Here is a 12,107-nt window from a genome sequence, read left to right on the forward strand (position 1 = left end):
TATGTGGAGGCTGGCCTTGGTCCGACGCGGCCGAGCTCCTGGGCACCCGTGCTTGATGCGGGGAGGGGTGTCCACTGCAGCCACTGCCCTGTTGTGTTCAGATGCGTGGCTGCCCCGCAATGAGGCCGGCATTAAGCGCGATCTGCACGCTCTTGGAGCGGGTGAGTGAACTCAGCGTTTCAGTCCCGCCTTCGGCCCCGTAGCCAGATTCGCCATACCCTCCGCCGGGCACCATGTCGTTGATGATCCGGTACGTGTTGACCCAGATGCGTCCGGCATGGATGCCCTGTGCCATCCGGTGGGCCCGAGAGAGATCGGACGTCCAGACACCGGCGGCCAACCCGAAGCTGGTGTCATTCGCGATTTCCAGCGCCTCGGCGTCGTCCTTGAATTTGAAGACCGTCATGACCGGGCCAAAAATTTCCTTCCGGACGATTTCCATATCGGAGCTGACATTGGTGAAGATGGTGGGCGGGGCGAAGTAGCCATTGGCCAGGACTCCACCGGGAAGCTTTGACTGGGCGGCAACCGTCGCCCCCTCGTCGATGCCTGACTGGATCATCGCCAGTGTCTTTTCGCATTGGCGGCGGGTCACGTGGGGGCCGACCTGGGTGTTCTCGTCTTCGGGATCTCCGACCTTGAGCGCATTGACGCGTTCCGCGAGTCGGGCCACAAAGTCGTCGTGGATGGACTCGTGGAGCAGCAGGCGCGAGCCGGCAAAGCACATCTGTCCGGTAGAGCTGAAAACGCTGACCATGGCGGCGTCAAGTGCCTCATCGAGGTTGGCATCCGCGAAGACGATGTTCGGTGACTTTCCTCCCAGCTCCTGGATGGTGGGGGTGAGGTTGTCTGCAGCCGCGCGGGCAATAATTTTCCCGGTTTCGTGGAAGCCGGTGAACAGGACAAGGTCGGTCTCCGGATGGGTGACCATGGCGGCTCCAACGCTCCCGGAGCCAGTCACCACCTGCACCACTCCCTCGGGGATGCCGACTTCCCGGCACACTTCGGCGAGCCTCAGTGCCGTGAGCGGCGTTTCCTCGGCCGGCTTGAGCACCACGACGTTTCCCATGGCGATCACCGGTGCGATGCGCCGCGTGGCAAACGCGTAGGGCACATTCCAGGGGACGATTCCAGCAACCACTCCGTAGGGTTCTCGCACCGTGTAGGTGTGGAAATGCGGGTCCACCGGAATCGTGGTTCCGTGGAGCTTGTCCGCCCAACCGGCCCAATACCGCACCGTTCCGGGCATGCGAGCTGCTTCCGCCCGGGTCTCACGGATCGCCTTGCCCGTGTTGCGCGCCTCGATCTGGGCGAACTCCTCACTGAGCTCATCCAGTCGGTTGGCGAGCCTGAAAAGCAGCTTGCCTTTCTCCGTGCCGGAGATCTGCTTCCAGGCGAGGAACCCGCGCCGGGCCTTGGCAAACACCTCGTCCAGCTCCTGGGGCGACGTCACCGGAACCGATTCGTATGGTTCGCCCGTTGAGGGACGGTGGATCGTTGAGGTTTTTGCGGAGGTCATGATGCATCCTTTGCAGTGATAGGGGTGAGGCTGCCCAGTGAACCGGCCGTCATCCCACCGTCAACGACGAGTTCGGAACCATTCACGTACGAGGCGTCGTCACTGAGAAGGAACAAGACCGCCTGGGAGATCTCCGATGGTTGGGCGATGCGTCCCAGCGGAGTCCGGCCGATGGAATCATCGAGTCCCGTGTTGTTGCGGTGGCCATCGATGAAGGGGGTGTCCACCAGGCCGGGGAAAACCGCATTCACTCGCACTCCGTGCACGCCGAGCGCCAGCGCGGCGCTCTTTGTCATGGTGCGCACCGCGCCCTTGGTGGCCTGGTAGGCAAACGCCACCGGTGAGGCGTGGAAGCCCAGAGTGGATGACGTGTTGACGATAGCTCCTCCGCCGGCCGCAATGATCGCGGGAGCCACGGTCCTCATCCCATAGAAAACCCCAGTCTGGTTCACGCTGATGACCTTCTGCCATACCTCGTCCTCGCAGTCGAGTACCGTTCCCTTGACCGAAATACCGGCATTGTTGACCAGGCCGGTGACCGGGCCGAAAGCGTCGTGGGCAGCTTTCACAGCCCGTTCCCAATCGTCGGCTTTTGACACGTCGAGCTTGACGAACTGCGCTTTTCCCCCGGAATCCCGGATCTCTTGGGCAACAGACTCCCCCAATGCCTGGTTGATGTCGCCGAGCAGTACGCTCGCACCGGCTTCGCTGAGCAGTTTGGCATGGGCCGCGCCTTGCCCCATGGCGGCCCCGCTGATGATCACGACTCTGTTTTCTAGACTTCTGGTCATTGGTTCCTGCTTTCTGGGTATCCGCAATAGGGCTCATTCCCGCTGCGGGCTGCACGTGGATCCGCAGCGGCCGTGGCCGGCCGGTCGGCACTTGCACGAAGGGTGAACGGATATAACTTTGGTTCAGCCAACTGGCGGTTGGCTTGCTAGGGTGGGTGGTGGATACCCTGGCACCTTGGGTCCGCAGGGGTACGCCCTTGGGCAGCTGATCGATTCTACCGATCTGGCCCGAAGTAGCGTCGCCTGCTTGGTGATGAAAGGGTTCGCCACCTACCTGAACAATTGGAGTTGACCGGGAATGAAGAAGTTTAGCTACGGCGGAACTCCCATCCATGAGCAGGTCAGAGACGATCTCCTTGATCAGATTCAGGATGGCGCGTACGTGCCTGGCCAGGCGTTGCCGCCCGAGCGCAAACTGGCCGAGGAGATGGGTGTCTCCAGGCATTCGGTCCGGCAAGCCTTGTCCTCTCTGGAAGCAGTCGGCCTCATTGAGATCCGGCACGGTGCCGGGATCTTCCTCACGGCCTCCGCCACCGATGACGCCGTAGTCCGGGTGGCAGAGACCGTTGTCGCACGCGGTGGGTCCATTCCCAAGATCCTCGAAGTCCGCAGGGCACTCGAGCCGTATGTCGCCAGGCTGGCGGCGGAACGACGCACCGAGGAAAACCTGCGGGCGATGGCACCACTGACCACGTATACACGATCCGGCGCGAAGGACGGAAGCCCTGGCGAGAGCACGTCCTTCCACCGGGAAATCGGGAAGGCTACGCAGAATCCGGTATTCGACGGGGTATTGCGCATCCTGATCAGCGGCCCCCGGCGTGCTGAATCCATCCTCGTGGACATACCGGAGGAACGGCCCGTTTGGGAGAGGCAGCACCTGGATATCTTCGAAGCCATCCAGTCCGGCGACGGTCCGGCGGCGGAGTCGCTGATGGCTGCCCACATGGATGCAGTCTTGGAAGCCGCGCGTTCGGTCCAGCAGAACCACTTCCACTGATCCGCAGCGAGGGCACGGTGGCCCCTCGCTGCGGACCCCGGCGCATGGCCGACTCCAGCCACGACGATGCCGTGAGGGCAGTGACGTTCCGGACCGGCATGCTGACCGGCCCGCCGCTGGAGATCCATGCGCGCGCTCGTTGCTATTCCAAGAATGATGCCGGAGGCATCTTTTCCATCTTGCCCATGTCCACCAGATTCTGGAAGTCGGCCTCCAGCTCGGCCTTCAGGTCCGCGTCCATCGGTGTCACATCGAAATTCTGCCGGCCCTCGATCATGTCCAACGCAATACCCTTGACCTGCTTCTGGGACACTGCATATTTCTCGACTTCCTCCGGATGGGCCTTCATCCACGCAACGACTTCCTCGATCGAGGCCATTAGCCCCGCAGCAGCCTCGTCCGATACTGACTTATGAACCGTGACGCTGAACTGCCAGAACGGCTTGTTGCCTTCCCCGGCCAAGGTTTCCGGATCGGCGATGACCTTGACGTTCTTGAACTTCTGCAGGGCGTTGGGGATGTACTCACCCCACACCATGGCATAGTCCGCCGAGCCGGCAGCCAATTGCGTCATCGCTCCGCCCAGGTCCTGGGAGGTGACCAGTTCATAGTCCCCGGGCTTCAGCCCGAGGGTGTCCTCGATCTGGGCCTGAACCTCGCTCCAGGTTGCCGTGCCGGTCGGGGCCACCATCCGGGACCCCTTCAGGGACTGCGCGTCCCATGCCTTGCCGGTGGACATAATCGCGGCTGTCGATCTGGCGACACCGCCCACCATGCGGACCGGTGCCCCCTGTGCCGCGGTAGCCGCCATCGTCGATGGGCCCGCGCTCACCCCCTGCACACGGCCACGGGACAGGTCCGTGTAGAGGGTCTGCAGGCTGGAGTAATCCGTGTTCTCAAACTTAATGCCGTGCTTCTCCTGGATTTCGGGCATCTCCGCCAGGAAATGGGTCCACATGTTCGACACCGCCGGGGCCCCCGTCACCCAGGAACCGTAGGAGATGGTCTCCGTCTCACTCGGATCCCCCTGGCCTGTGGAACCGTCGCCGGATCCACAGGCGGTCACGAGCAGCAGGCCCGCGAACCCCATCGCCGCAAGCTGCAGCAAACGTTTGAAACGCTTCATTTTCATTCTCCCTGTTCGGCGGTGATGTGGTCCGCTCGTCTTACTTCGGATATCAAGGGTGTGGCTAAGGTGGGGGCTGCACAGCCCCCACCGTCGTTGCTTATGGGGAAGTGGTCTGCGCGGTTGCCGAAACCATCAGGTCGTGGATGGTTTTGCGCAACCGGGTGAACTCCGGGGTTCCCACCCGCGGTTCCTCCGCGGAGCGGTACTCCGCGAGGATCCGAGCCGGACGCCCGAGCAGGATGACCCGGTGCGCGATGGCGAAGGCTTCCTCGATATTGTGCGTGACGATGACGGCGGTCTTCTGCTCGGCATCGGCCAATGCCACGAAATCGTCACGCAGTTCACGCGCCGTGACCTCGTCCAATGCCGAGAAGCTCTCGTCCAACAGGACGAAGGCAGGATCGATGGCGAAGGCCCGGGCGAGGGATACGCGCTGGCGCATGCCTCCGGAAAGCTGGTTCGGATACATTTTTGCCGCATCCTTGAGCTGCATCTTGGCCAACCATTTATGGGCGTTCGCCAGCCGCTCGCTCTTCTTCACCTTGAGGATCTCCTGGCCGATGGCAACGTTGGCTTCGGCGGTCCTCCACGGCAGCAGCCGCGGCCCCTGGAAGGCCATGCCGATCTTGCCCTGCAGGGCGTTGTGTTCGGCGTATGGGTCCTTGCCGTTGACGCGGATGGTCCCCTTCGTGGGGCTCATGTTGCCGACGAGCAGGTTCATGACCGTGGACTTTCCGGCACCGGTTCGGCCGAGTATTGCCACCCGCTCGCCCTTTTTCACCTGCAGGTTCAGGTCCTCGACCGCAACGACGTGACCGAATTCGTGGACCACGTTCTTGAAGTCGATGACAACATCGTTATTTTCGGTGTTCATCGTACTACCGCCTCACTTCGCCATGACAACAATTTGCCTTCGATCAAGCCGATGACCTTCAGCAACAGGAAATTCGCAACGATCAGGATGACCGTCCATCCGAAAATCAGGTCGATTCGGAAGCTGGATTGGGCCAGGCCCATGCGTTGTCCGATGCCGTTGCTGGCACCGAGGAGCTCCACGAAGATCATGATCTTCAAGGTCATCGCCGAGGTCGAGCGCAGAACGGTGATCAGGTTGACGAACGATTGCGGGGCCAGGAGCTTGGTCAGGACCTGCATCTTCGTTGGCCGGAACTGTTCCACAGCCTCCAGTACATCCTTGTCCATATCGCGGATACCTTCGTAGACGGCGATCACGAAGAACGGAAAAGCCAGAATGAAGGTCACGAACCAGATGCGCAGTTCGACCTGCGAAAACCACAGGATCACCAGCAGGACCCAGGATAGCGACGGGATCGCCTGAATGACCGAGATGAAAGGCTGCACCAGGCGTCCGAAAACGTTGCGGAAGGCACCCATGAGCAGACCAACCAGCCAACCGGCGACAATCGCCGACAGCAGGGCCAGCAGGAAGCGGCCGAGCGTGAGGAGTATCTGGGGGCCTTCGTTGCCGAGGATCTCAAGGATCGCGTCCCAGATCTTCAGCGGGCCGGGGAAGATGAACTCATCGAAGTACAACGAGCCGACCCAGAGCAGGCCGACGAGCACGACGAACATGGTGACGGCGGGCCAGTACCTCTCCAGGAGCGACTTCTTTTTTTTCTTCCCGTCCTTGCGCAGGGTGACCACTTCCGCCGGGGCAGCAATCGATTTCGTACTCATGACGATTCTCCTGCCTGGGAGTTCACGGTGTCTTCCGCACGAAGCCTGGCATCCCCGGACACCGCCGCTTCGTTCGCGAAACGCCGGTTGAGGAATTCCAGTATGTATTCATGGAAAGTATCCGCGCACTCGGCGAACGGGTAGTGTCCCGATCCTTCAACCATGAGGTATTCACTGCCCGGAATGATTGCGTGCAGCTTCTCCATGCCTGCCGGGGGGCATGCCGTGTCGAATTCCCCGGAAACAAGCAGTGTGGGTACGGTGATTGCGGCGATGGCCGCTTCGCTGACATAGGAGGTGATCGCCTTCATGGAGGCCATGAAGGTCTCGGTCTTCATCTCGCTGATGACGTTCCGCACCTTGTCCACCAGTCCACCGTGGGCACCTGGTGCCATCATCTTCGTGAGCAGGGCCGGTGCGTATTCGGCGACCGTGAGGCCCTGCTCGGTGATGGGGGCAATCCGTTCGGCCAAGAACCGCTTCTGGTCCTCCGGAGCGCGGTTCTGGAAGCCCACCGATGCGCAGGAGAGGATGATGCCGTCAATGCGCGTCCCGGACAGCCTTGCCGCCTCGGGCGCGATGAGGCAACCCATGGAATGGCCCAGAAGGATGTTGGTGGCGGTCGCCTTGGCCTCGATCAGAGTGCGGGCAGCAGCGGCCGCGTACTCGATGGAGAAGTTCTCCACGGGTGTTTCCTGGCCGTAGCCGGGGCAGGTCCATACGACCACGCGGTAGCCGGCCGCGGCAAGGACCGATGCCGTGTTCTCGAAATATCGTCCGTCGCCGTACGCGCCGTGAAGCATGAAAATGGTGGTGTCCGAATCACCACGGATGTAGTGCTCGGGAAGTGCTGGTGCCTGTTCCATAGGGTGGTCCTTCGTTGTTTTTGAGGTGTTTGGGGGATGCCGGTATTTTCGGGTCCCGTTCCATGCCTGAGTCGTCAACCGCAGGTCGTTCGGAGGGAACGGTGGCCCGGAGAGGTCTTGTTGCCCAGCCGCCGGCCTGTTGGGGTGGACCAGTGTCCGCATGGCCGAACCGGTGGCGCGGCCTGGGCCCGGAGGATGCAACTTGTCCACCTTTTCCGGGCTCGGGATGCCGCGGACCTCGACCTTCCATCCAGCGGTGTTTCGGCATGGAATGCGCCAGAACGAAGTGGTTGAACCAATAAAAATTGTATACTGTGCCGCATGTCACGTCAAGGGTGTATCGAACCTCGTCAAGGCTCTCCACCGCGCTTCCACGCCAAGTACGCGTCCGCTCTCGACGAGGCCTACCCATGGGATCCCCAGTCGTAAAAGCCCTTGCCGCTCTTGCGGCCCAACTCCCCGCGGGCCACTTTCTCGCGTAGCACCTGGGGCGGGGCGAAACGATCCCCGAGCGTTGCCTGGAGGTACTCGGCGATACCGAGCCGGACATCCAGTCCCACCAGGTCCGTGGTCCTCAGCGGCCCGGTGGCGTGGCGGTAGCCCTGAACCATGGCAGCGTCGATGTCCTCCGGCGCCGCAACGCCTTCCTCGAGCATCCGCATGGCTTCCAGCGCCAGCAAGACTCCCAGGCGTGAGGTGGCAAAGCCCGGCGAATCACGGACCACCACGGCGGTTTTGCCCAGCATGCCAACCCAGCCGCGTGCTTCCGCCTCCAGTTGCAAGTCCGCACCGTGCGGCAGCACCACCTCTACGAGGGTGGAAACGGGGACGGGGTTGAAGAAGTGCAGCCCGCAGAAGCGCTCCGGCCGGCGCAGCCCACGGGCCAGCTGGCCAATGGATAGCGAGGAGGTGTTCGTCGCCAGCATGGCCTCGGCGGCAAGGTGCCCCTCAACCGCTGCCAGTGCCGCTGACTTGAGCTGCAGGTCCTCCGGCACGGCTTCCACGACCAGCGCGCAGTCCGCGAAATCGGAGTAGTCGGTGCCGATCCGCAGGCGCCGCGCCGCGTTTTCCCACGGTTCGCCGACCGGGTCGCGGTCTGCGGAACGGCGCAACGAATCGACGATGCGTTGGCGCGCCAACTCGCCGGCATCCGCGGTGCGTTCGAGAACGACAACCTCTGCCCCCGCGGCGCAGAAGGCATGGGCGATGCCCGCTCCCATGCGCCCGCCGCCCAGGACACCTACACTGACCGGCCCGCCGTGCTGGCTTGGTTCGAAGTGGTTCACGATCGCCTCCTTGTTCTTGGTCATGCCGTGGTGTGTGAAAGTTTCGGGTCAGATCCCGGATTCCGGCCCTGCCCCGGCCGGCGTTGCGCACCGTCCTAGGCGAAGGCGGAGATGCCGGTGATGTCCCGTCCCAGGATGAGGGACTGGATGGAGTCGGTGCCTTCGTAGGTGTGGACGACCTCCATGTCGGTGAGGTGGCGTGCCACGTGGTTTTCCAGCAGCAGGCCGTTGCCGCCCAGGATGTCCCGCGCTTGCGAGACAATCCACCGGCCCTTTTGGGCCGTGTGCATTTTCGCCAGAGAGGCCATTGGCCCGGTGAGTTCGTCGTCCGATTGCAGCTCGGCGAGGCGGAAGCAGATCAGCTGCATCGCAGTGAGTTCGGCCAGCATGTTCGCCAGGGCGTTCTGCACGAGCTGGAAGGAGGCAATCGGCTTACCGAACTGGATGCGTTCTTCCGCATACCTGACCGCGATCTCGTAGGCGGCCACCGCGTGTCCGAGTGCTTCCCAGGATGCCCCGGAGCGGGTGGTTGCAAGAACCCGGCCAACGTCGCGAAAGGAATGTGCCTCGGCGAGCTTGTTGTCCGCCGGTATCCGCAGGTTTTCCATGACGATGTCGGGTTGCCATACCGCCCGCTTCCCGATCTTGCCGGTAATGAGCTCCGTCCGGTAGCCGTCCGGGTAGGTTCCGTCCGGGTTCTTTTCCAGCACGAATCCCTTGACCTTCCGGTCCGCTTCATCGCGGGCCCAGATAATGACAAGGTCCGCGAAACTGGCATTGCCGATCCACCGCTTCTTGCCGTTGAGTACATAGCTGTCGCCCTCCCGGCGCGCCGAGGTTTCCAGGCCAACGGAATCGGATCCGTGGTCCGGCTCGGTGAGGCCGAAAGCACCGATCTTCGAGAGCCGGGCCATCTCGGGGAGCCAGCGTTGCTTTTGCTCCTCGCTGCCAAGCATGTTGATGCTTCCCATGGACAGACCCGACTGGACGGCCAGGAACGTGTTCATGCTCCCGTCGCCGCGGGCCATTTCCATGGCAACCAGGCCAGAGGCCAGGCGGCTCATGCCGGGGCAACCGTAGCCTTGGATGGTGGTGCCGATGATGCCCAGCTTGGCAATCTCCGGCACCAGCGCGAAGGGGAACTGTGCCTTATCCCAGTAGTCGTTGATGACGGGAAGCAGTTTCGTGTCAACGAACCCGCGCACCCGGGCGGAGATCTCGCGTTCGGCACCCGACAGGCGGTCGGCGAGGCGGTAGTAATCGGTATTGACGGCCGATGATGTCGCGGCATGCGTACTCACGGTTGTCCATTCTCTCGGGGGGGCTTGGTGGCCGGGTGAAGCCACGCTCGGATCATTTCTGCATCAGCGTTCAACGCCGGCGGGGGGATGTCATAGCTGGGCGGCGTCCGCGAGAAACCAATGGGGTTTCGCACCGTGGGAATCGCGGCGCTTCCCGTTCCGGTCATCGCCACCGGTGACAGGCCGAGTTTCGTTGCCATGTTGATGCCTCCGCGCACATCCTGGATGGGCGCGCAGGGCAAGCCAACTTCGGTAAGCGTGTCGAACCATTCGGCGGCAGAATGTGCGGACAGCCGGTCCTGCAACAGGATTCGTAGTTGATCACGGTTGAGGTTGCGCCGGGGCATGGTGGCAAATCGCTCATCCGCCGAAAGCGCCGGAACGCCCAGGGCCACGCACAGGCGGTCGAACTGCGCATCATTGCCAATGGCGATGATGAGCTCCCCCTCGCCGGTTTCCATCGGTTCATACGGGTAGAGGCTTGGATGCTCGTTTCCCATACGTTGGGGCACGACGCCCCCCGTCACATAGGCCGCGGTCTGGTTGACCATGCCGGAGAGAGCAGAGGAGAGCAGATTGACCTCGATCAGCTGCCCTTCTCCGGTGGCCGTGCGGTGAGCCAGCGCGGCGAGGATGCCCACGGAAGCATGCAAGCCGGTCATGACGTCAAACACCGCGACGCCGGAGCGAAACGGTTCCCCCGAGGGGTGGCCAGTAAGGCTCATCATGCCCGATATCGCCTGCACGAGCAGGTCGTAGCCCGGCAGCTTGGCGCCGCCGCCGGTGCCAAATCCGGTGATCGACGCGTAGATGATAGACGGGTTCAACGCCGCAACGCTGCCGTAGTCCAGATCGAATCCGGCCAGCCCCTCAGGCTTGAAGTTCTCGACCATGACGTCGGCCCGTGCAGCAAGGGCCTGAGCGGTGGCGAGGTCCTGCGGATCCCGGAAATCCAGCGCAATGGACCGCTTGTTCCTGTTGACGGAGAGGAAGTAGGTTGCCTGGTCGTCCCGTACTGGCGGTTTCCACGTACGAGTGTCGTCTCCGCCGGGGCCCTCGATCTTCAGGACGGTGGCGCCCATGTCTGCGAGCAGCATGGTGCAGTAGGGGCCCGCGAGCACCCGGCTGAAATCGGCCACGATGATGCCGCTGAGCGGCCCGGTGGCGTTCCGGCCAAGCATGTTGTCCAAGTGCGGGTCCCTGGGGGCAGTCATAGTTTTCCTTCTCATGGTGCTATTCATTCCAGTGTGACAGAGCGCATATTTGTTCGTCCAATACCTATTTACGGTCCCATTATTACAATCTTGACAATAGTCGAGTCGTTGCCCCGGGAAATCCGTTGCATAGCCACCGATCTCCCGATGCCATGCCCGGGCCGGGAATCCGCGCCAGCATTTGGTTGAGGCTCGCAGGAGGCGATCATTGATGTTTTTGATGGAATAATGAGCCATGGACTTCTTTCGGCTCACCGCGTTCCTGGCCGTTGCCGGCGAACTGCACTTCGGGCGCGCAGCCCAGCAACTACACGTTGCCCAACCTGTACTTAGCCGCACGATCCGGAGCCTGGAGGCAGATCTGGGTGCCCGTCTCTTTGCGCGCAACACGAGAAACGTTGAACTTACGCCCGAGGGCGCAGCCCTCGTGGAACCCGCCCGCGACGTACTCAAGGCCGTGGACCGGGCGAAGCGCTCCGTCATCGCGGCAGGTCGCGGGGAGACCGGGCTGGTGAGGGTTGCGTTCGCGGGAGCATCCACCCATGCAATGGTCGGCCAACTAGCCAAGGTCGTCCGCGTTACCCACCCGGCCATTCAGTTCGAACTGTATAGCTCGAATTACGCCACCCCCGCCATGGACAAGGTCATGAGCGGGGCGATGGAAATCGGCTTCGGCAGGTGGGACGTGTTGCCTGCGGGAGTTGCGACGCGCGTCGTTGCGCGCGAGCGGTTGGTGCTGGCCCTGCCCGCGCGGCACCGGCTTGCCCGCGAAAGGGAAATCTCCATGGAGCAGCTGCGTGACGAGCCCTTCGTGGCGCTGCCGCCACACCCCGGCGCGGTATTGGAAGACCGACTCCGTCGCCTCTGCGCCGGAGCCGGCTTCGCGCCGAACATCGTCCAGGTGGCTCCGGACTCCTGGACAGTCATCTCGCTGGTCGCCGCGGAAATCGGCTGCTCCCTGACCCTGTCCTCCGTGGCCGAGAACGTCATCAATCCCGACGTTTCCTTTGTCGAGCTCCGGGATCGGACGGAGCCGATCCTGTTGCGCATGGCCTGGAAGGCGCGCGATCCCAGCCCCGCACTCACCGAGGTCCTGCGCATTGCGGAAGGGGTCATCCCGACACCCAGCGTGGGATGACTTCAGCGCCGCCAGCCCCCTGTTGATTCGCCGGCGATGGACGTAGACTCCAGTGGTTGAACCAATATCCCGGTTCCGCAGATACACCCCCACCAACCGTTCACGCAGCCGCCCCCGCGTCGAAGAATGCCAACCGCGAGGCGCCAGCCGGGGCCGCCGGAATCA

Annotated in this window: 11 protein-coding genes; 2 read left to right on the forward strand and 9 right to left on the reverse strand. The window is 62.7% G+C overall.

Annotated features, from left to right (window positions below):
* Window positions 1-97 precede the first annotated feature (97 nt).
* Together ACIPVK_RS03570 and ACIPVK_RS03575 are read right to left on the reverse strand one after the other, a co-directional pair.
* On the reverse strand, window positions 98-1,519 hold the full coding sequence (locus ACIPVK_RS03570) for an aldehyde dehydrogenase family protein (protein ID WP_407610609.1): 1,422 nt from the start codon (window positions 1,517-1,519) through the stop codon (window positions 98-100).
* On the reverse strand, window positions 1,516-2,310 hold the full coding sequence (locus ACIPVK_RS03575; protein WP_407610610.1) for an SDR family NAD(P)-dependent oxidoreductase: 795 nt from the start codon (window positions 2,308-2,310) through the stop codon (window positions 1,516-1,518). The genes ACIPVK_RS03570 and ACIPVK_RS03575 overlap by 4 nt, the downstream gene beginning before the upstream one ends.
* Before the next feature lie 298 nt (window positions 2,311-2,608).
* Between ACIPVK_RS03575 and ACIPVK_RS03580 the strand changes: the two genes are divergently transcribed.
* Entirely contained in the window at window positions 2,609-3,310 is a 702-nt protein-coding gene (locus ACIPVK_RS03580) for a FadR/GntR family transcriptional regulator (protein WP_407610611.1), read from the forward strand.
* A gap of 142 nt (window positions 3,311-3,452) precedes the next feature.
* On the opposite strand, the gene ACIPVK_RS03585 is transcribed toward ACIPVK_RS03580, so the two are convergent.
* The 7 genes from ACIPVK_RS03585 to ACIPVK_RS03615 all read right to left on the reverse strand — a co-directional run bounded on the left by ACIPVK_RS03585 (window position 3,453) and on the right by ACIPVK_RS03615 (window position 10,771).
* Window positions 3,453-4,436, reverse strand: coding sequence for an ABC transporter substrate-binding protein (locus ACIPVK_RS03585; protein ID WP_407610612.1), 984 nt, complete (start codon window positions 4,434-4,436; stop codon window positions 3,453-3,455).
* Between the two features lie 100 nt (window positions 4,437-4,536).
* The gene (locus ACIPVK_RS03590) at window positions 4,537-5,313 is read right to left on the reverse strand and encodes an ABC transporter ATP-binding protein (protein WP_407610613.1); all 777 of its coding nucleotides are present in this window, start codon (window positions 5,311-5,313) and stop codon (window positions 4,537-4,539) included.
* Window positions 5,310-6,104 (reverse strand): ABC transporter permease, encoded by a 795-nt coding sequence (locus ACIPVK_RS03595; protein ID WP_407610614.1) that lies wholly within the window; start codon window positions 6,102-6,104, stop codon window positions 5,310-5,312. The genes ACIPVK_RS03590 and ACIPVK_RS03595 overlap by 4 nt, the downstream gene beginning before the upstream one ends.
* A gap of 29 nt (window positions 6,105-6,133) precedes the next feature.
* Window positions 6,134-7,003, reverse strand: coding sequence for an alpha/beta fold hydrolase (locus ACIPVK_RS03600; RefSeq protein ID WP_407610615.1), 870 nt, complete (start codon window positions 7,001-7,003; stop codon window positions 6,134-6,136).
* 404 nt (window positions 7,004-7,407) lie between these two features.
* On the reverse strand, window positions 7,408-8,223 hold the full coding sequence (locus ACIPVK_RS03605) for a 3-hydroxyacyl-CoA dehydrogenase family protein (protein WP_407610711.1): 816 nt from the start codon (window positions 8,221-8,223) through the stop codon (window positions 7,408-7,410).
* A gap of 161 nt (window positions 8,224-8,384) precedes the next feature.
* Window positions 8,385-9,590 (reverse strand): acyl-CoA dehydrogenase family protein, encoded by a 1,206-nt coding sequence (locus ACIPVK_RS03610; protein ID WP_407610616.1) that lies wholly within the window; start codon window positions 9,588-9,590, stop codon window positions 8,385-8,387.
* Window positions 9,587-10,771, reverse strand: coding sequence for a CaiB/BaiF CoA transferase family protein (locus tag ACIPVK_RS03615; protein ID WP_407610712.1), 1,185 nt, complete (start codon window positions 10,769-10,771; stop codon window positions 9,587-9,589). The genes ACIPVK_RS03610 and ACIPVK_RS03615 overlap by 4 nt, the downstream gene beginning before the upstream one ends.
* 268 nt (window positions 10,772-11,039) lie before the next feature.
* Between ACIPVK_RS03615 and ACIPVK_RS03620 the strand changes: the two genes are divergently transcribed.
* Entirely contained in the window at window positions 11,040-11,942 is a 903-nt protein-coding gene (locus ACIPVK_RS03620; RefSeq protein ID WP_407610617.1) for a LysR family transcriptional regulator, read from the forward strand.
* The last annotated feature ends 165 nt before the right edge of the window (window positions 11,943-12,107 follow it).

This window comes from Paeniglutamicibacter sp. MACA_103 (assembly GCF_045798555.1).
GTDB lineage: Bacteria > Actinomycetota > Actinomycetes > Actinomycetales > Micrococcaceae > Paeniglutamicibacter.